Genomic DNA, 18,119 nt, shown 5'->3' on the forward strand with positions numbered 1-18,119 from the left:
AGTCGGCCAGGACACGGTGATCGGCCGGCACACCGATGCTGCCCACGGCTGGTACGGCCGCACGCTCACCGTCGCCGAGGACCCCGCCTTCCACCGGCGCCTGATGGGACACATCGGGAACGGACACGAGAGCGTCAGCGGCCGGGCGGACGCTGTGGCCGCGCCCGACCGTACGGGGAAATCCCTTTCCCCGTACGGTCGGCGTTGTCGCGTCCGCCCGGCCGCGGGGCCCGCGCGGCCTACTCCTCGAAGTAGGCGTTGAGTACTTCTTCGAGCTGCTCCGGCCACTGGGCCAGGCTCGCCCGGTCCGGGGCCTGGACATCGGTGCGGAACCAACGGGCCCGCGGCCGGGCCAGATGCACCGTGACAGTGAACCGGCGGGTCCAGCGCGAGGTCGCGTACTCGACGGCGTTGAGCTCGTCCCACCCGAACTCGGCCTCTTCGCCGTCCAGGCGCAGCCGGATCCCCGAGCGGTCGGCGGTGATGGACCCCCGCCGGTCGGACAGGAGGAGCGTGGGCCCCTCCTGGGCTTCCTCGGGATCGGCAGCGCCGGTCTCGTCTGCGGTCTCCGGCTCCGCCTCGGTTCTCGCTTCGGTTGCGGCGTCGGCCGCCGACGCGGCGGTGCCGGGTTCATCGGCCGCCGCGTCCTGTGCGTCGGGCTCCGGCCCGGGCGCACTCTGCCGAGCCGTCGCCACTTCGGGCGCGGCGCCGAGGGAAGGCATGAGCCCGGGGACGTACGCCGGGTTCAGTGCGGCGGTGTTCAAGGGCGTGTGCTGATCATCTGCTCGCTGGTCCACGGCGCGAAGTATGCCGAGCGGAGCTGTGTGAGAGCCATAAGGGGCCCGTCATCTGTGCTGGCGGAGCGGAACCTGAAAGCCCGGGGGCTGCCGGGGAGGCCGCGACCGAGGGTCCCTTCGGGCGTGGAGTCCGTGATATCAGGGGGAGTTGGGCGTCCTGCTCGTCCGGGAGGGTGGCGGCGGGGTGTGTCGGTGAGGCATGCGGTGCGATGAGCGGGGACGGCCGCCTTCCGCCGGTCCAGAGCTGTCCATCGGGCGAAAGGCGACCGCCGGTCGAAGGGCCCTGCTACGAGGGCGGTTTCGCGGTTGGCTGCGTGGCCTGCAGGTCGGCCAGCAGCTCGGCCTGCCCGGCCAGCACCCCGGACAGGATGCTGCGGGCCACCCTGAGCAGCTCCGCCACCTCCGGATTGGCCAGCGCGTAGAACACCGTGGAGCCCTCGCGGCGGCTGGTCACGAGGTTCGAGCGGCGCAGCACGGCCAACTGCTGCGAAAGGTGGGCGGCCTCGACGCCGACCTCGGGCAACATCTCGGAGACCGCGTGCTCACGGACACTCAGCAGTTCAAGGACCCGGATACGGACCGGATGGCCCAGCGTTTTGAAGAACTCGGCCTTCAGCTGATACAGCGGCGCACTCACCGTGCCGTCCCCTCTGCGGAACAGCGCGGTGGCCGTCCTGGCCGGTCCTTGGCGCATCGTATCCACCCAAACATGACTGACATGCGGCCATCCTGCCGCGCGGCACCAGGCGAAGCCGAATCCACGCAGGTGGCGGAGACGCCGTCTTTCCACGGTGACGACCTCTGGAGTTGCCAAGATTAGCAACTCGACAGACCGGGTGGGGGAGGCCTGCGCGAGAATCGCCCCGTTGCGCGGCAGCGGCTCGGCGGGGGATGCCGAGCTCGGTGAACAGTCACTGCCCGGCCGGCCACCCGCTGGTCCGCCACTCCTGTCGCCCCTCGGCAGCACCTTCGGCGGCGGTGTGTGCGGCGCGTGCGGCGGGCAGGTCGCAGTGGACCTCGATCGGGGGGTGGTCGCCGGTGGGGACCAGGGAGCCGTCGGCGGGGATCGCGGCCAGGTGCAGGAGTCGGCCGCAGGCGGGCCAGTTCGCGGGCGGCCCGCTCGATGGCGAGCTGGCCTTCGGTGGACCAGCCGTGCAGTTCGGCACAGTCCACGATGACCGGGCCGGTGCCCCGGGCCAGGGCCCAGCCGACAGCGCCGGTGAAGCGGGGCACCGCGTCACCGCCCAGAAATCCGGCGATGGCCAGGACACCGAGGTCCTGCTCGACGGTGTAGCGCCATTCGATCGTCATCGTGGTGAACTTCCTTGCTGGTGAAGACGGGTCACAGCGGCACTGTGATCCAGATGCTTTTGCCCCGGCTGTCGGCATCGCCGCGGACGACGGCCGTGCCGCCCAGGCCGAGGGTGAGTTCCATGACCGTGGCCAGCCCGCCACTGCCGGTGGCGGCGAACGCGCCATACAGCGCCGGCTGGTAGGGGTGACGGTCGTGGACGGCGAACGCGAAGGTGTCGGGTCCGGCCGCGAAGATGACGGTGACGTTCGGGGAGAGCGCGGCGGCGTGCCGCACGCTGTTGGTGACCAGCTCCGAAAGGATCAGCAGCGCCGGGTCCACAGTGGGATGGCGCCGGCTGATGCCCCACTCGGCCAGGACCTGTTCGGCGGTCTCACGTGCCATGCGTACGGCCGACCCCATGGCGGGCAGGGTCAGGACGTGCCGGTAGGGCAGCGTCTCCAGCTGGGCTGTCACCTGGCCTCCGCGTGGGCGAGGCGGAAGCCGGCCACGGTCTGCGGCTGGATGCGCAGCAAGGTGTCGTGCGGCCCGTGGGCCCAGCCCGACAGGGTACGGCGGTAGTGGGCGGCCTCGTCCGGGTTGGTGATCACCTCGGCGGGGCCGGTGACCGTCACCGTCCACCCGGTGCCACCGGCCACCTTGATCTCGTCCGCCTGATAAGTGAGGGCGGCCCGCCCTGACAGTGCGGCCTGCTGGGCGGGCGTGCGGACGATCAGGCGCCCGTACTGCAGGACATGGACGGCCGGGCGGACCACGGCACGGTCGTGCTGGAAATAGACCAGGCGTCCCTGGGCGGCGCTTTCGAGCAGCCACAGGGCCTCGGTGCCGGACACCTCGACCATGCGGCGGGCAACGGGAGTGGTCATCGGGAAGCCTCTTCGGTGACGGATGCGGGGGCCGGCCGGCCGGGAACGACCGGGAGGAGACCGGCACTGTGCAGATGGGCACGGGCTCCGGCGATGGCCTCGGTGGTCGTGGCGTACTCGCGCCCCTCCAGCCGCAAAAGCTCCAGCGCGCCGACGGAGTCGAGGACTTGGCGCTGGCCCGGCCGTATGCCCGACGACATCACGGCGATGCCGCGGCGGTTCAGCTTCTCCACCGCGTCTTTGAGGACCAGCGCGCCAGTGGCGTCCATGGTCGTTATCCGTGACATCCGCAGGATCACCACTCGCACCTCGGCGACTTCCGAGAGTTCGAGCAGGAAGCGGTGTGCCCCGGCGAAGAAGAGGGGCCCGTCGAGGCGGTAGGCGACGATGTGCTCGGCGAGCAGCGCGTGCTCCTCGGCGCTGTGATCACCCCGGTCCAGCGGCACCTGGTCCAGGCGGGCCTGCCGCGCGACCGCGCGCAGCGCGAGGGCACCTGCCACGATCAAGCCGATGACCACCGCGTACACCAGGTCCAGGGTGAGGGTCGCGACGGCGGTGAGGACGAGTATCAGCGCGTCTGAGCGGGTGGCCTTCGCCATGGCGCGCAGCGAGCCGACCTCGACCATCCGGATCGCGGTGGCGAGGAGCACGCCCGCCAGTGCGGCCAGCGGGATCTTGGAGACCAGCGGCGCTGCCGCGAACACGATCACCGCGAGGACGGCGGCGTGGGTGAGCGAGGCGAGCCGGGAGGAGGCGCCGGTGCGGACGTTGACGGCGGTACGCGCGATCGCGCCGGTCGCCGGGACGCCGCCGAACAGCGGGGCGGCGATGTTCGCCAGGCCCTGCCCGAACAACTCCTTGTCCGGGTCGTGTTTCTGTCCGACGGTCATGCCGTCGGCGACCTGGGCCGACAGCAGCGACTCCAGCGCGGCGAGCGCGGCCACCGCGACCGCCGGAGCCAGCAGCGAGGCCAGCGTCCCCGGATGCAGAAATGCCAGCGAAGGGGCCGGCAGCCCGGACGGCAGATCCCCGATCGGAGCGGCCGCATCCAGGTGGAGGAGCTGGGCGACGAGGGTGGCGGCGATCACCGCGACGATGGAGAACGGGACTGTCGGCCGCCAGCGGGCGCCGATCAGCATCACCACCATCACGCCGAGCGTCAGCGCGAGTGCGGTCCAGTTCGGGTGGCGCACAAACTCCTCTGCGGCCCGCCAGCCGACTATGAGGACCTTGTCGCCGTGCGGCTTGGCCACCCCGAGCGCGTTCGGGACCTGCTGCAGTGCGATCACGCAGGCGATGCCCAGGGTGAAGCCCTCCACCACCGACGCCGGGATGTAGGCCATGTACCGGCCCGCCCGCAGCAGCGCGAGGGCGATGAGCATCCCCCCGGCGATCAGGCCGACGGTGAGTACGCCGCTCGGCCCGTACTGCGCGACGATCGGCACCAGGACGACGGTCATCGCGCCGGTCGGTCCGGACACCTGAAGGTTGGAGCCGCCGAAGACGGCGGCGAGTGCGCCCGCCACGACAGCGGTCGCGAGCCCGGCCTCGGCACCGAGGCCGGAGGAGACGCCGAAGCCGAGGGCGAGCGGCAGGGCGACGATGGCCACGGTCAGCCCGGCCAGCAGGTCCCGGCGCGGGTTGGGGCCCATCCGGGCGAGGTCGGAGCGGGCGGGCAGAACGGATCGGACCGGCCCCCAGGCCCGGCTGATCATCGAGTTCACTTGGCCGCGACCTCGGATTCCCGCAGCTCCGCGAGGAGTTCGTTCTGCCCGGCCAGCATCTCGGTCAGGATCCGCCGCGCGGCCCGCATCAGGTCGGCGACGTCTCCGCCCGCCAGCTCGTACACGACCGTGGAACTCTCGCGCCGCGAGGTGACGATTCCGGACCGGCGCAGCACCGCCAGCTGCTGGGACAGGCTGGAGGGCTCCACCTCGATCGAGGCCAGCAGGTCCCGTACCGGTTTCGGCCCGTCCTGCAGCAGCTCCAGTACCCGGATACGGACCGGGTGGCCCAGCATCCGGAAGAACTCGGCCTTGGCCTGATACAGCGGAACCGACACGACGCTCGACCTCACTCACCGGGACAGGGCCGTGCCCGCGGCTACCTACGGGCACGGCCGTCACAGCATCTAACCAATTGCGAAAATTTGCAATTCGCTAGTTTCCAATGATCCTAGGTATCCTGGCGGCGTGATCGAGAACCTTCCTCCCTGTCCGAAGTGCGCCTGTGAGTACACGTACGAGATGAACGCCCTCGTGGTGTGCCCGGAGTGCGGGCACGAGTGGGTTCCCGCCGAGAGCAGCGCGGAAGGTGATGGCGGCACCGAGGAGCGGGTCGTCAAGGACGCCGTCGGCAATGTGCTGGGCGACGGCGACACGGTGACGGTCGTCAAGGCGCTCAAGGTGAAGGGCAGCCCGTCGGGGATCAAGGCCGGTACGAAGGTCCGCAACATCCGGCTGATCGACGGAGTGGACGGCCACGACATCGACTGCAAGATCGACGGCTTCGGCGCCATGCAGCTCAAGTCCAGCGTGGTCAAGAAAGCCTGATCACGAGGCGACGAACTTCTCCCGCGGCGGTTCGGCCAGCCACGAGTGGCGCCGGCGAACCCGGTTCGGATCCGGGGGTGCGCCCGCCGTCGGTGACGGACGCACCCCCGGCGGCTCTGGCGCCGATCACGGACAGCAGCGGCGCAGGCGCGCCGGAACGCCGCCCACGCCGGCGTTCGAGACCCAGTCGCCTCCGCAGCTGTTGGTGGCGCCGTCCAGCTTGAACCTGATGCTGGTGGCGCGGTTGGCGCTCCCGAAGGGCCAGCACTACGCCAGCGCCGACGTGCAGACATGGAAGCCCACGTCGCTTCCGACGCCGTAGCAGCCGCCGGTCCGGTCGCCGTCGGGCCAAGGGCTGGTCCGGATCCGTCCGCGGCGCTCCGGCCTGTCGCGTCACCGCCACAGCGCCCCCGCTGGCACACCCCGCTCATCACCGTGGTGACAGCCACAGCCTGCTCCGCCCTGACCGTCGCGCGGATGGTGGCCCTCGGCCCCATCGCCGACCACGCGGGCCGGGAACGTCTCCACATGCCCCACCGGCTCACCGTGTCGGACTGGACGTGGACCCACTGGACCCCCGACGCCCGCAGCAGCAGTCACGCGGCCTACCTGAACGCCGGTCCCGCCCACTTCTCCTGCTGGACCGTAGGCACGCCGCTTCCCCGGGGCGACGATCTCAGCGACAAGTGGGTCGCCACCGTCGACGCGGAGGGAAACACGGACGTCTACATCAGCGTCCTCCATCTCCGTAACCACGAGACCGCCAGCCTCCCCGAATACCGAGCGAACCAGCACGAGGCCCTCAGCGAAGCGGTGGAGCCCGTCGACCGACGTGAGCGACAACCCGGCTCATGGGGCGGGAAGCGGCCCCAGCCAGGCTTCCGCCTCTCCCGCGGCAACCAGGGACTGTCTGATGGGTCGGTGACGAGCCGGGCTGTCGATCGTTCAGGGTCGTGTGGGGCGGGGCGATCTGACCGAATCCGAATGGGCTCAGCCGGAGCCGCACTTGCCGAAGAACGCCGGTCGAGGCGGACGGTGGAAGGATCACCGGCTGGTCATCAACGGGATCTCGTTCCGTATACGGACCGGTATCCCGTGGCGGGACCTTCCAAGGAGGTTCGGGAGCCGGCAGACCTGTTACGACCGGCACCGGCGCTGGTCTGCGGATGGCACATGGGAGAGGATCTTCCGGGCTGTCCAGACGGATGCCGATGTGGAAGGCCGTTTCGACTGGTCCATGGTGAGTGTGGATTCCACCGTGTGCCGTGCCCATCAGCATGCTTCTGGCGCACGCAAGAAGGCGCCGCGGAAGCCCGGCAAGCGCGCCCGGCCCGCCCAGCACCGTCCGGATGAAGCCCTCGGCCGCTCACGCGGCGGGCTGACGACGAAGATCCACCTGGCCGGTGAGGGCGGACTGCGGCTGTTGGCCGTGCTGGTCACCCCCGGGCAGTGGGGCGATGCCCCGCGGATAATCCCGGTTGTGGAACGCATCCGGGTGCCCCGGCTGGCCGGCGGCCGTCCACGCACACGGCCGCGGCGGCAGAGCGTACTCGTCACGTCGCAACCGCCGTTACCTGCGGCGTCGGCAGATCAAGCACACCATTCCCGAGCGCCGCGACCAGCAGGCCAACCGCCGGCGCCGTGGCAGCGACGGCGGCAGGCCCACTGGATTCGACCCGGCACGCTACGGCCGCAGGAACGAAGTCGAGCGGCTGATCAACCGGCTGAAGAACTCGCGAGCCGTGGCCACGCGCTTCGACAAGAGGGCGTACGTCTTTCACGGGACGGTGACCGTCGCAGCCCTCCGCCTCTGGCTCCGTGCCTAGGGCCTGTCCGGTGGATCTTGCCTGGGACGCAGGGGTGTGGCACGCCCATCTGCCGCGTTGTCGTCGGTTGCTGACGCTCCGCGTCGCCGCCCTCCTCCGCCTTGCAGTATTGAGGTCTCCCCTGCTCGAACGAGGTTGAGAGCTTGGGGAAGCACCACACCCCCACGTCCCAGGCAAGATCCACCGGACAGGCCCTAAGAGATCGTCTCAACTGGCTTGATCACTAAGCTGGCGGTCGTGATGGCGATGGTGGGGCGTCTGGTGCCGGACGGTTTGTGGGAGTTGTTCCAGAGGGTGGTCCCGGCGGCGCCGGTGCGACCGCAGGGCGGTGGCCGACGCCGGTACGGTGATCGCGAAGTGCTGGCGGCGATCGTGTTCGTGGCCACGACCGGCTGTACCTGGCGGCAGCTGCCGCCAGGCTTCGGCCCGTCCGGGCCGACCGCGCACCGCCGTTTCACTGAGTGGAGCCGGGCCCGGGTATGGGGCAAGCTCCACCGCCTGGTGCTGGACGAACTCGGCGCCCGTGGACAGTTGGACTGGTCCCGGTGCGCGATCGACTCCGTGAACATGCGGGCGACGAAAGGGGGGATCTGACGGGTCCGAATCCCGTAGATCGCGGCAAGAAGGGCTCAAAGATCCACTTGATCACCGAGCGGTCCGGTCTGCCCCTCTCGATCGGGATCTCAGCCGCGAACACCCACGACGGTCAGGGACTCGAACCCCTCGTGCGCGGCATTCCGCCCATCCGATCCCGCCGCGGACCGCGTCGGCGACGGCCCGCCAAGCTCCATGGCGACAAGGGGTACGACTACGATCACCTGCGCCGTTGGCTTCGTTCTCGGAACATCACCCCGCGCATCGCGCGCCGGGGCATCGAATCCTCCCAGCGCCTTGGCCGTCACCGGTGGACCGTGGAGCGCACCGTCGCATGGCTGTCCGGGTGCCGCCGTCGACACCGCCGCTACGAACGCAAGGCCGAGCACTTCCTCGCCTTCGCCAGCATCGCCGCCACCCTCATCTGCTTCCGGCGTCTGGGCGGGTGATCCGGTTCATACGGCGCCGAGGAAGCCCGGGTCGGCGCCGTCGAACTGCAGGCACGAGTCACGGCTCAGGCCCAGGAGTTCCGCCATGGGCACCGCACGACGGCTGGTCGCCAGCAGGTCCTGGCGGGCCTCGGCCGACCACAACGGCGGGAAGAACGACAGCCCCTGGCGCCCGGTCAACACGGAGACCTCACTGCGCCAGCCGTCCCACCGCAGGTCCCCGTAGAACTCATCGAGTCCTCCGGCGAGGATCCAGGACAGCCAGGCCGAATGGCCGGCGCCCAGGGCCTCCCAGCCAAGGGCGTCGGGGGCGAAGTAGACAATCTCGCCCGGCTCGCCGGGGCGACCGGCCGCATGGGGATTGCCCCCGTTGAGGGCGAAGACCCCGCCCAGTACGTCGTGTGCGACCACGATGCCTGCCCCCGGTCGCCATGCGGGATCGAATGTCGAGGGCATCGCGTTGACCTCGGCCAGGCTGGGCAGTCCCTCGGTGTCGGTGCCTCGCGGACTACCGAAGATCCGCAGCCATCCGCTGTCGACGAGCAGACCGCCGCAGTTCAGCACGATCCCGCCCAGGTGTGACCGGGCGGAGACCTGAAGTTGCTGCAGTCCAGCGCGGCCTACCTCGGCATCACCGGGCAGCACCTCGACGGGAACGCCGGTGCCGGACAGCTCCTCAAGGAGGGCCGGCCAGGCCGGATCGTCGACGTTGATCAGCTCATGGACCTCGCGCATCCCCGCATCGTCGCACCACCACCAAAGGCCCAGCCCGCCGGGTCACCCTGGCTCCGAACCACCAAACGAGATGATCTCTAAGCCCCCGGCTCGCGCACCACGCAGAAGACGGAGCCCACCGGCCGCCTTTGACCTGGGTCATCGCCGCTGAGCATTGTTTCTTCGCGCGTACTACTGCGGCGCGCCGGGGGCACTCCCGCGTCGGCTCGCGTCCCCGGCTCCGGTTGCGCGGGTCCCGGCATGACCGCACCCTCAAGTGGGCAAATAAGAATTATTTACCCTAAACGAACTATTCGGGGCGCGTGGCGGCGGGCGCGGGCACGCGGTCCGCTGCCGGTGAGGAGCGTCATGGCCTACCAACGAGACACTTCCACGGATCCCGGAGCCGAGTACCAGGGGGTGCTGCGGTGGCTGGCGGACGCGGCCTGGCAGAACGTGCTGCTGGCCGGGATCGCCTCCGTGCTCCTGGGGGTGCTGGTCCTGGCCTGGCCGGGGGCGACGCTGCTCGCGGTGGCGATCCTCTTCGGCGTGTATCTCCTGGTCAGCGGCGTCTTCCAGATCGCGGCCGCACTCGGTACCCACACCTCGACGTCACTGCGGGTCATGGGGTTCATCAGCGGCGCCCTGTCCGTCCTGCTCGGTCTGCTCTGCTTCCGCAGTGCCCTGGAATCCGTGCTGATGCTGGCCCTGTGGATCGGCATCGGCTGGCTCTTCCGCGGTATCACCCTGACCCTGGCCGCCGCCGGTGACACCTACATGCCCGCCCGCGGCTGGCTGCTCCTCGCGGGAGTCGTCAGCGTCCTCGGCGGCGTCGTGATGATCGCCTCCCCGTTCAAGTCGCTGGCCGTCCTGACCGTGCTGTCCGGCTGCTGGCTCCTCGCCCTCGGCATCACCGAGATCATCACCGCCTTCCGGATCCGCAGCCGCGCCAAGCACACCCTGCCCGAGTAGAGAGCTGGACTCACAGTGGCCTGATGGGTCCACCGGCGGTTCCGACACGGCCGACGACGGCAGGAGAGCGCGGTGTTCGGATTCGGCAAGATGATCGCCCGGCTGCTCTCCGCCGTGCGCGCCGCCTGGAAGGAGCCCGCCTTCCGCGCAACCGCCCTGTCCCTGCTGCTCGTATGGACCGGAGCAAGCCTCTTCTACACCCGCCAGGAACACTGGAGCGTGCTGGACTCCGTGTACTTCGCCGTGTGCACCGGGCTGACCATCGGCTACGGCGACTTCGCCCCGACCACCAGCGCCGGCAAAGTCTTCACCATCATCTACGCCCTGCTCGCCGTAGGCCTCTTCGCCGCCCTCGCCACCCAGCTCGCCAGCGCCTTCATCCACACCCAGGCCGCCCGCGCCGACCGCTACAAAGCCCACCGCGCCGAACGCCGCGACAAGGGCGCCCAGAAAACCCCCGACGACTGAAGCCGCCCGGGGCCCCACGGTGACCTGCTGGGGACAGGGCTGAAGCGGAGAGCCTCCCGCGACAGACCGCGTCTTCGCCGCGATGGCCGAGATCGAGCGGGAGAACATCATGCGAGCCCACCCTCGAAGGGCTCGGCGCCGCGGCCCGCAAGGGCAAGTACCACGGCCAGGTCCAGGCCACCGACGACATGCTCCACACCGTGCTCCGACGCAAGCCCGACGGCGAGACGGCGCAATCATCCCTCTGAGCTGGGCCGTAGCCGCTCAGTAGGGTCGGCGACCGGAAACGGAGCATGAGCGACCGCGCCGGTCCCCGACCCTACTGAGATCTCGTCAGCGCATGCGCGCACCCGATGACGGCGCTGCTACGCGATCCAGATCACGCCCTGGGCCTCTGCGGATATCCGCAGAGGCCCAGGGCGTTCGCCCGCCTTTGTCTCGCAGGCGTACCGGGACTTACCTACCCGAGCCGGTGAGCCAGTAGTTTCCGTTGGTCGCGACGTTGTACCGCTGCCAGTAGCCGCGGTGCACCGGGGATCCCTTGTAGACCCAGGAGACCTGGAAGTTGTCGCCCATGTTCATGTAGTACGAGCCGTAGCCGCCGTTGTTCCAGTAGCCGCACCATTTGACGTCGACGGTGTAGCCCGTGCCGCCGTAGTCGCTGCAGTCGACCCAGTGCTGCCAGACACGGTCGTTTCCGTTGTACGCGTACTCGGTGGAGACCTTGGAGTGCCAGACCCAGCAGAACACGCCGCAGATCTCGGTCCAGCCGTGAGCGGTCCGCCACCTCTGCGCACTCACCCCCGGGGCGGCCTTCGCGGTCTGCGCCGCTTCGAGGTGCACGGTGAGTGTGTCGTAGCACGGGCCGGTGGCGGGAATGAGCCCGGGATGGGTCTCCCTGATGTAACTGCACTCCTCCGGTGCCGCTGGGATGCGCACGGTCTTGGTCTGCGGCACCGACGAAGGCGTCAAAGTGATGTCCGGCAGCCTGACACTACTGCTCACCTCAGGGTGCACCCCGGACCGCGGAGCCGCAGCGGCAGCTGCGGCAGGGCCTGAGAGCGTCAACCCGAACGTGGTGAGCGCGGCCGCCACAGCGAGCCCCGTCCACTTGGCGATACGCATGTGAACCGTCCTTCCGTTGAGCCGAACGAACCGGCCCCAAGGTCCCAGCGCCCACGTCCCACCGGCATCCCACGGAGGGTTGACTTCACGGGTAAACCTCGGCGGTACACCAGCCGGCCGGGATGGGCGCGGGGCGGTGGCATGCGGAGGATCTCCCACAGGAGCCGTCCGCCCGCGGCCCATTCCCCGAGGATGCGCCGGTCGACCAGGTGCATGCCCATGGACTTGGCCATCTGGGGGGCACGGGGAGGAGAAGCGGCCATTGGCGACGATGACGACGACGTCGGCGCCGTGCAGCTGCCGGGCGGTGCCGTTGAGGCGCTGGAGGTCGGGGGTACCGACGGCGGAGCCCTGGTCACCCTCCTTACGGTGCTTGCGCTGGATCACCCAGCAGCGGCCGTAGGGGTCGGTGGCCGTCACGTCGGCACCGCGGTCGTTCGCGCCGCCGACCTTCCGGGCGTCGCCGCATCCGTCGCGGTGCATCAAGTCGCGCACCGCGTACGCGAAATCGTCATAGGGCAGGGCGTCGATCGGGGACATGGCGATGCGGAGTCCGCGGGTGCGCACCCGCACGGGCCTGGCCTCCGCAACCGTCGGCACCTCCCGGCAAACCGTCCTCGGCTTCGCCGTGATGGGGTCGCTCGCCACCACGCGCGGTGCACGAGGCGGTCAGACCGGGCCGTGTTCGACCCGAAACCGGCATACCTCGCAGCCGGGGTTGCGACGGGTGCCCTGTTACCGGTCACCATCCGGCTCACGCCCCGGCGACCGGCCCCGACCGCACCGGCGAAGTCCTCGGGGCCCGCATAGGCCGCCGCCCGCCGGCGTCCAAGCCAGGAGGGGTCCCGCGTCCCAGTCCCGACCAAATGGAGAGTAGCCTCTATATTAATTGGATCGAGCTCTCTAATACCTCCGGAAGGGGTGGGCCATGGCCGTGCTGTACTCCGGTGACCGTCGGACACCGCCAAGACGTGGGCGGGCGCTGGCGGGCACCGACGCCACCATCGTCACCGCGGGACCAGCAGCCGTGTGGGCGGCGGTCACCGGCTCCCTCGGAGCCCTCCCGTATGTCGCGATGAAGGTCTACTGGGCCTGGGGCGGCACCGCGGGGAAGCCCGCCGGGATGGATCTTGCCGACGAGTTCGCCAAGAACGGGGCGCCCCGCTTCCTCGTGTGGATGGAGCGACACGGCCTCGACTTCACCGCGATCGGCATCCTGCTGGCCGTCACCTTGCTCGCCGCGCTCGTCCGGCCATGGGGTCAGGTCTTCCCGCGCTGGGTGCCGGGGCTCCGGGGCCGACGGGTCCCGCGGTGGCTGTTGCTGGCTCCCGGCTGGGCGGTCGCAGCGACGCTGACGCCTTATGGGGGCCTCGGCCTTGTCGTCATAGCCACCGGCGGCCTGTCCGCAGCGCACCTGGCGGGTCTGTCTCCCACAGTGTTCGTCATCGGGTTCGTCAACTTCTTCGCTATCGGCCTGTCCCTCGGCGTCTGTTCGCTGTCCTATCAGCGCCGGACCCGGAGATACGTTGGCCGTACCGCCGACCGGCGCGGACGGCGGACAGGGACTTCCGTCGGCAAGGACTCTGGTTCGACGACGGACCCTCTGGCCGATCCCGGCGCCGGACATGGCGGAGATCGCGAGCGCAAGGCCGCCTTCCGGACCACTCCGCTCCCGGCTCCCCGATGGGCTGTCCGTGCCGCCCACGCGGCCGCCCTCACCGCTGTGCCCTCGGGCCTGTGGCGGATAGCTCTCGGGTTCGGCCTGCCTGTCGGCTACAGCGATGCCGAACTTCACCGGTCGTTCCAGATCCCGGGCTGGGGCAGTGTCGCCGTCATCGGCCTCAGCGTGGTCTCCGAGGCCCTGGCCCTGCTCACCCTTGGACTGGTCCGGCCGTGGGGCGAGGTCGTACCACGCTGGATACCGTTCATCGGAGGACGACGTGTTCACCCGCTGGCGGCCGTCATTCCCGCCGCGCTCGGCTCACTGGCTCTCATGGCCATCTGGAGCGGCTTCGCGTTGTGGTGGTCCGATGAGCACCACCCGGCGTTCCAGGGACCCTGGCGCGACATCGTCGGAGTCTGCTATCAGCCCCTGGTGCTCTGGGGCCCGCTGCTCGCGGCCGTCACCTTCTCCTATTACCGGCGCCATCGCGCCTGAGTCCTCAAGGCGTGGCCGACGATGGCAGCATTCCTCGTCGGCCTGCACACATCGCCCATCCGAAACTCCGCAACCAACGATGAACGCTGCGACGGGAGCGTTACTCGCGTGATCAAATGGGCCGGCCGGCTTCTGGCGTTCATCGGCGCCGTACACCTTCTCGTCGGACTGCTGCTCAGCCGGACTTACCTCGGGGATGGGCTGTTCTTGCGGCTTTGGGGCCACTGGTGGGAGGACACCCGCGCGGCCAATGCCTTCTGGGGCAGCCCGGCCGGCTTCGGTCTGCCGCTGTTCGTCATCGGCCTCTTGGTGACGTGGATGGATCGACGCGGCATAACGCCGCCGGTCTTCCTCCCCTGGGTGGTGCTCCCGTGGACCGTCGTCTGTACGGTCAGCGTGAGCCGTCCCCCGCGCCGCTGGCGACAGCCGCATCCGTTCTGCTCTTGGTGGGAGTCCGTCGGTCCGCGCGCTCCGCCGGGTCATGACGCGATGCCGGCGACTGTGGTGTGGGCCAGTGCGGTGCACGTAGCACCGTCGACTTCGCCGGCCTGGCCGGTGATCGGATTGAACAGTGCACCGCCGAGCAGGATGATCAGGGTTTCCACGTCAGCCCCGCGATGTGGTCAGCCCGAGGGCTTGGTGCTGCTCGTGGGTGAAGTCAGCCGCCGAGCCCTTCATGGCGTCGAAGGTCTGCTGCAGGGCGGGGCGGCGGGTGGCTTCCCATGAGAGTTCGTACACCGCCGGGTACCGGTTGCGGTGCTGCTTCGCCTGTGGCCGTTCTTCGAGCAGTGGGTCACCGGCGACGAGCGGGAGCACCACCTGCTGGACTGTCCACGCAACCGCCGGCCCGCACCGCGATCGGCGTGGCCGACGTCGCCTTCGGCCTGCAACATCGCGACCAGGAAAAGGTCCTCCACGGTCGTGAGACCGGCATCATCAAGGTCTCGGTGGGAGGCAAGTTCACTGAGGTCCATGAGCCGCTATCCGCAGGCGAACGGTAACGGCTGACCGCGCATGAGGTGCGGAAGCCGCTGGAAATCCGGCCGGACACCGATGAGAACGGCGCGCCACGGCCCAGGAATCGGTCGCTGAAGGTCCGGGCCAAGCCATCGAGGTGGATGTTCTCGGATCGTGTCGACCGCATGGATTCCCCACTCATGCATCGGACCCGGGATCCCGACAGCAGCGACCACTGAGCGTTCGAAGTCTACGGCTCAGCCCGAAGCCGTCGGGAGTCGTGTCGCCTCTCCCGGACGATCCGGCAGAAGCCGTTCCAGCAGAGAAAGGCAGAACAGGTGATGAGTTCCCACCCGCGTCGCGGCAAGGACTCCGAAGTGCATGGGATCTTCCAGAAGATCGCCGGGTACTACGACCGGATGAACTTCGTCATGACGCTCGGCCGTCATGAGAAATGGTGCCGGGAGGTGGCCGTTCGCGTCGCGCCGCCCGGAGGCGGGAAGCTGTTGGATCTGGCGACGGGGACGGGCGCGATCGCTCTGGAGGCGGCTCGCAGGTACCCCGCCGCCACGGTGACCGGCCTTGACTTCTCGGAGGAGATGCTGCGCCGGGCGAAAGCCAAACCCGGGGCCGCCGCGGTGCGCTGGCAGCATGCCGACGCGGCCTGTCTGCCCTTCGAAGACGAGTCCTTCGACGGGATCACCGAGGGCTACCTCCTCAGGAACGTCGAGGACTTGGACCGAGCGCTCAGCGAACAGCGCCGGGTCCTCAAATCCGGCGGCCGCCTCGTGATCCTCGAAACGTGCCCCCCGAGCGGCCCGGTGAAGCCGGTCGTGCAGTGGGGAATGCGTGTCATCGTTCCGCTGCTGGGACAGGTCGTGGCGCGCGACCGCACGTCCTATGCCTATCTCGAATCCAGCACGCGGGACTTCATGTCGCCGCAGCGCATCACCGAGGTGCTGCACGGGCTCGGTTTCGAGGGCATCGGGTGGCGTAAGACGTTCTTCGGCACCAACGTCATCATGTGGGCCACCAAGACGGCGTGACGAACGGCGGCGACAGCGCTCGCATGCGACCACGCCGCAAGGCCGCACGCCCTGCGAAGGGGCGTGCGGCCCGACGGAGGCGCTCTGCTACGACGACTCGGCGGTAGCCATCTCAGTCCTCGAAGTCTGTGCACGTGTCGCGAGCGCCGTGGCCACGGTTTGCGCCAGCCCCGACGCCAGCACCGCTCCGGCCAGCGTCATCATCCCGCCGACCAGGCCCAGGCCGCGCATGTCCTTGCCCTCCGACAACGGCACCTTCAAGGAGGCGCAGACCATCCACCAGAAGCCCCATGAGAAGAGCGCGCCGGTGCCCAGCCAGGCTGCGGCGAGCGTCGTGCGCGCCGGCCGTGCGTCTCGGCTGCCGGCCAGGATCAGCATGGCGGCGGTCCCGGTCAGTGGCAGCAGCGCGAACACGTCTTCCATGACCAGCCGTGCCTGCCATGTCTGGTCCAGGTCCGGTCGCAGTCCCGTGCCGCCGGCCGCCCAGTACAGGTGGATCCCGGAGGGGAGCAGGCTGAAGGCCGCGACGCCGACGATCGTGATCTTCTGCACGGCGAACGTCGGGCCCGTGGGCAGATCCCGAAGCTGCAGCCGGAATGCCGGGGCCCAGCGGGAGCGCGCGTAGAGGAAGAACCCGATCGCGAGGCCGATCCCCTGCAGAATGAAGCCGGTGTAGACGATCCCGAACACCCAGCCGGCGATGTCGTCTGCCGGGTCGTGCCGCGGCTCGCCGCCCGCGGTCCCGGTCATCGCCGCCACCAGGCCGGACAGCGGGGCGCCGATGAGGATCGGCCCGATGAATCCGGTGGCGACCCACAGTGGGAACACCAGCAGCCAGGCCGGGATCCGGCGGCCCCAGGGCCTGATGAGCGCGAGCGCCAGCGTCGCGGCGGCGGCGTCCATGCCCAGTGTCGCGAGATTCGCCCCGACCATCGTCGGGTTCTCCATCGCGTCGCCCTTGACGCCGATGTGACTGCCGACGGCCCAGGCGAGTTTGAGGGCGAGGTAGGGGAACGTTGCCGCGATGGTGCCGTAGCAGGCGATGACGCGCAGACGGCTGATCGGAGGGGCCCGCCCCGTTGTGAAGTCCGCATCGGGCCCTGCCGAAGGCTTCACGGGGTGTGAATTCGCTTCTTCCTTCGTCATGCTTCCACCATCAGGATCCTTGTGGTCCGGCAGCGTGGTGGACCAGGTCCGTCCGGGGCGCCTGCTTGGCGCGGCGGGCGGCGACGAGCAGGAGGACCTCCGCGGCCAAGTCGAGCGGGGGTGCGAACCCGGCGAGCGCCGTGCCGCCAACCGTCCAGGTCAGCAGGGCCCAGGCGATGAACGGCGGCGGGGCGATGCCACGGCGGTTCAGCCACATGACTGTCAAACCGATGATGACGATCGGCGGGCCAAAACTGTTGTAGGTCAGCCAATATGCGCTTCCGGCCGGGCTCATCGCGGCCAGGTCGGAGCCCCACAGCTTCCCGCTGAACCAGTCGCCCGCGTGGCTCGCGGCGTGCTCGATGGTCAGCGCGAGCACTGTGTGCGCTGTTCCGAATGTCACCAGGAGCCATCCGGCCCAGGTGATCAGCTGCCGGTTCCGGGACGGCCCCGGGTCAGCTTTCGCGGTCATGGTGCACCTTCTTGTCCAGGTCCAGGTCCAGGTCCAGGTCGCGGTCGAGCCAGGCGCTCTCCCAACGCCGGGTCAGGGCTGGGTAGATGACCAGGTAGCGGAAGGGTTTGATGAAGGCCAGATAGAACCGGCCGAGCCGGCCGCCGGGTTTGGTCAGGGCGGCCATCCGGAGTTCGTAGCCGCCGTCGTCGGTCGCGACCCAGCCCAGGTGGCACACGATGTGGGCGGTGGTGTTGGCCATCTCCTCCACGCACTCGTCATGGGTCTGGTACACCGGCGTGAACGGGATGTTCGGATCCTTGTGTCCAGGGCAGCGGCGCAGGTCCTCCGGAAGGCGATCCCGCAGGGACGTCACGGCGGCGTCCAGGCCGGCCTGCGGCGTGTCCCAGCCGAACACCGCGCCGAGTTTCCAGCGCACCGCGAACAGGAACCGGGTCGGCCAAGTCGTCTTCCCGGGCCGGTTGCTGGCCTCCAACGCGGCCAGCATCACGGGGAAGTCGTCCGGTCCGGCGCCGGGAGTGCGGAACGACCAGACGTCCTCTATCCGGAAATCCGGTGCGATCTCGTGGATGAGCCAGGGACGCGAGGTGTGGGCCTCGACGGGCATTCTCATATCGCATCACCCTTGCGGTGAGATGGAGAGTCGGATGGGTGGACCACCATGT

General features: G+C 69.5%; 20 protein-coding genes and 3 pseudogenes. 9 read left to right on the forward strand and 14 right to left on the reverse strand.

Annotation, left to right across the window (positions count from 1 at the left end):
* Nucleotides 1–239: 239 nt before the first annotated feature.
* The 6 genes from ACGFRG_RS24330 to ACGFRG_RS24355 all read right to left on the reverse strand — a co-directional run bounded on the left by ACGFRG_RS24330 (nucleotide 240) and on the right by ACGFRG_RS24355 (nucleotide 5,037).
* Nucleotides 240–797 (reverse strand): hypothetical protein, encoded by a 558-nt coding sequence (locus ACGFRG_RS24330; protein WP_361433415.1) that lies wholly within the window; start codon nucleotides 795–797, stop codon nucleotides 240–242.
* 286 nt (nucleotides 798–1,083) lie between these two features.
* On the reverse strand, nucleotides 1,084–1,434 hold the full coding sequence (locus ACGFRG_RS24335) for a metalloregulator ArsR/SmtB family transcription factor (RefSeq protein WP_361433428.1): 351 nt from the start codon (nucleotides 1,432–1,434) through the stop codon (nucleotides 1,084–1,086).
* Nucleotides 1,435–2,139: 705 nt separating this feature from the next.
* Nucleotides 2,140–2,511 carry an ATP-binding protein gene (locus ACGFRG_RS24340; protein ID WP_393267239.1) on the reverse strand — a complete coding sequence of 124 codons (372 nt, stop codon included), beginning with the start codon at nucleotides 2,509–2,511 and terminating at the stop codon, nucleotides 2,140–2,142.
* Between the two features lie 50 nt (nucleotides 2,512–2,561).
* Entirely contained in the window at nucleotides 2,562–2,975 is a 414-nt protein-coding gene (locus ACGFRG_RS24345) for a pyridoxamine 5'-phosphate oxidase family protein (protein ID WP_393267123.1), read from the reverse strand.
* Nucleotides 2,972–4,690, reverse strand: coding sequence for a SulP family inorganic anion transporter (locus ACGFRG_RS24350; RefSeq protein ID WP_393267242.1), 1,719 nt, complete (start codon nucleotides 4,688–4,690; stop codon nucleotides 2,972–2,974). The genes ACGFRG_RS24345 and ACGFRG_RS24350 overlap by 4 nt, the downstream gene beginning before the upstream one ends.
* 5 nt (nucleotides 4,691–4,695) lie before the next feature.
* The gene (locus tag ACGFRG_RS24355; protein WP_393267125.1) at nucleotides 4,696–5,037 is read right to left on the reverse strand and encodes an ArsR/SmtB family transcription factor; all 342 of its coding nucleotides are present in this window, start codon (nucleotides 5,035–5,037) and stop codon (nucleotides 4,696–4,698) included.
* Nucleotides 5,038–5,167: 130 nt separating this feature from the next.
* On the opposite strand from ACGFRG_RS24355, the gene ACGFRG_RS24360 reads away from it, so the two are divergent.
* The 3 genes and pseudogenes from ACGFRG_RS24360 to ACGFRG_RS24370 all read left to right on the forward strand — a co-directional run bounded on the left by ACGFRG_RS24360 (nucleotide 5,168) and on the right by ACGFRG_RS24370 (nucleotide 8,396).
* Nucleotides 5,168–5,527: a zinc ribbon domain-containing protein YjdM gene (locus ACGFRG_RS24360; RefSeq protein ID WP_393267127.1), complete on the forward strand. Its 360-nt coding sequence runs from the start codon at nucleotides 5,168–5,170 to the stop codon at nucleotides 5,525–5,527.
* 955 nt (nucleotides 5,528–6,482) lie between these two features.
* Nucleotides 6,483–7,353 (forward strand): annotated as a pseudogene (locus tag ACGFRG_RS24365) (IS5 family transposase).
* Nucleotides 7,354–7,599: 246 nt separating this feature from the next.
* Nucleotides 7,600–8,396, forward strand: a protein-coding gene (locus tag ACGFRG_RS24370) for an IS5 family transposase (RefSeq protein WP_393267244.1) whose coding sequence is annotated in 2 segments (ribosomal slippage) — nucleotides 7,600–7,930 and nucleotides 7,930–8,396 — 798 coding nt in all. Because the reading frame shifts where the segments join, the coding sequence is not laid out codon by codon here.
* A gap of 6 nt (nucleotides 8,397–8,402) precedes the next feature.
* On the opposite strand, the gene ACGFRG_RS24375 is transcribed toward ACGFRG_RS24370, so the two are convergent.
* The gene (locus ACGFRG_RS24375; RefSeq protein WP_393267130.1) at nucleotides 8,403–9,131 is read right to left on the reverse strand and encodes a DUF2625 domain-containing protein; all 729 of its coding nucleotides are present in this window, start codon (nucleotides 9,129–9,131) and stop codon (nucleotides 8,403–8,405) included.
* Between the two features lie 348 nt (nucleotides 9,132–9,479).
* Here ACGFRG_RS24375 and ACGFRG_RS24380 point away from each other — a divergent pair, with 348 nt between their 5' ends.
* Nucleotides 9,480–10,082, forward strand: a complete 603-nt coding sequence (locus ACGFRG_RS24380) for an HdeD family acid-resistance protein (RefSeq protein WP_393267133.1) — start codon at nucleotides 9,480–9,482, stop codon at nucleotides 10,080–10,082.
* Between the two features lie 72 nt (nucleotides 10,083–10,154).
* The gene (locus ACGFRG_RS24385; protein WP_393267135.1) at nucleotides 10,155–10,550 is read left to right on the forward strand and encodes a potassium channel family protein; all 396 of its coding nucleotides are present in this window, start codon (nucleotides 10,155–10,157) and stop codon (nucleotides 10,548–10,550) included.
* Between the two features lie 456 nt (nucleotides 10,551–11,006).
* On the opposite strand, the gene ACGFRG_RS24390 is transcribed toward ACGFRG_RS24385, so the two are convergent.
* Together ACGFRG_RS24390 and ACGFRG_RS24395 are read right to left on the reverse strand one after the other, a co-directional pair.
* Entirely contained in the window at nucleotides 11,007–11,555 is a 549-nt protein-coding gene (locus ACGFRG_RS24390) for a hypothetical protein (protein ID WP_361433434.1), read from the reverse strand.
* Nucleotides 11,556–11,800: 245 nt separating this feature from the next.
* Nucleotides 11,801–12,245, reverse strand: a pseudogene (locus tag ACGFRG_RS24395) (restriction endonuclease); the annotation flags it as partial.
* 358 nt (nucleotides 12,246–12,603) lie between these two features.
* Here ACGFRG_RS24395 and ACGFRG_RS24400 point away from each other — a divergent pair.
* The gene (locus ACGFRG_RS24400) at nucleotides 12,604–13,833 is read left to right on the forward strand and encodes a hypothetical protein (protein WP_393267138.1); all 1,230 of its coding nucleotides are present in this window, start codon (nucleotides 12,604–12,606) and stop codon (nucleotides 13,831–13,833) included.
* Between the two features lie 21 nt (nucleotides 13,834–13,854).
* Nucleotides 13,855–14,166 (forward strand): annotated as a pseudogene (locus ACGFRG_RS24405) (DUF6463 family protein); the annotation flags it as partial.
* A 146-nt stretch (nucleotides 14,167–14,312) separates the two neighbouring features.
* On the opposite strand, the gene ACGFRG_RS24410 reads toward ACGFRG_RS24405, so the two are convergent.
* Both ACGFRG_RS24410 and ACGFRG_RS24415 read right to left on the reverse strand, forming a co-directional pair.
* Nucleotides 14,313–14,438, reverse strand: coding sequence for a hypothetical protein (locus ACGFRG_RS24410; protein WP_393267249.1), 126 nt, complete (start codon nucleotides 14,436–14,438; stop codon nucleotides 14,313–14,315).
* 1 nt (nucleotide 14,439) lies between these two features.
* A complete protein-coding gene (locus ACGFRG_RS24415; RefSeq protein ID WP_393267140.1) occupies nucleotides 14,440–14,652 on the reverse strand; it encodes a hypothetical protein in 213 nt (70 codons plus the stop codon).
* Nucleotides 14,653–14,696: 44 nt separating this feature from the next.
* On the opposite strand from ACGFRG_RS24415, the gene ACGFRG_RS24420 reads away from it, so the two are divergent.
* Entirely contained in the window at nucleotides 14,697–14,834 is a 138-nt protein-coding gene (locus tag ACGFRG_RS24420; protein ID WP_361433398.1) for a hypothetical protein, read from the forward strand.
* 333 nt (nucleotides 14,835–15,167) lie between these two features.
* Complete coding sequence (locus ACGFRG_RS24425) at nucleotides 15,168–15,836, forward strand: ubiquinone/menaquinone biosynthesis methyltransferase (RefSeq protein WP_393267143.1); 669 nt, start codon at nucleotides 15,168–15,170, stop codon at nucleotides 15,834–15,836.
* A gap of 87 nt (nucleotides 15,837–15,923) precedes the next feature.
* Here the strand turns inward: ACGFRG_RS24425 and ACGFRG_RS24430 are convergent, their stop codons facing one another.
* From ACGFRG_RS24430 to ACGFRG_RS24440, 3 genes are read right to left on the reverse strand one after another with little or no spacing between them, the layout of a single operon-like run.
* Nucleotides 15,924–16,982 carry a hypothetical protein gene (locus ACGFRG_RS24430; protein WP_393267146.1) on the reverse strand — a complete coding sequence of 353 codons (1,059 nt, stop codon included), beginning with the start codon at nucleotides 16,980–16,982 and terminating at the stop codon, nucleotides 15,924–15,926.
* A 10-nt stretch (nucleotides 16,983–16,992) separates the two neighbouring features.
* Nucleotides 16,993–17,454: a DUF6463 family protein gene (locus ACGFRG_RS24435; RefSeq protein ID WP_361433390.1), complete on the reverse strand. Its 462-nt coding sequence runs from the start codon at nucleotides 17,452–17,454 to the stop codon at nucleotides 16,993–16,995.
* Nucleotides 17,438–18,061, reverse strand: coding sequence for a DUF2867 domain-containing protein (locus ACGFRG_RS24440; RefSeq protein ID WP_393267149.1), 624 nt, complete (start codon nucleotides 18,059–18,061; stop codon nucleotides 17,438–17,440). Before ACGFRG_RS24440 ends, ACGFRG_RS24435 begins: the two co-directional genes overlap by 17 nt.
* Nucleotides 18,062–18,119: the final 58 nt, after the last annotated feature.

Origin of the sequence: Streptomyces sp. NPDC048696 (assembly GCF_043198895.1) — a bacterium.
GTDB lineage: Bacteria > Actinomycetota > Actinomycetes > Streptomycetales > Streptomycetaceae > Streptomyces.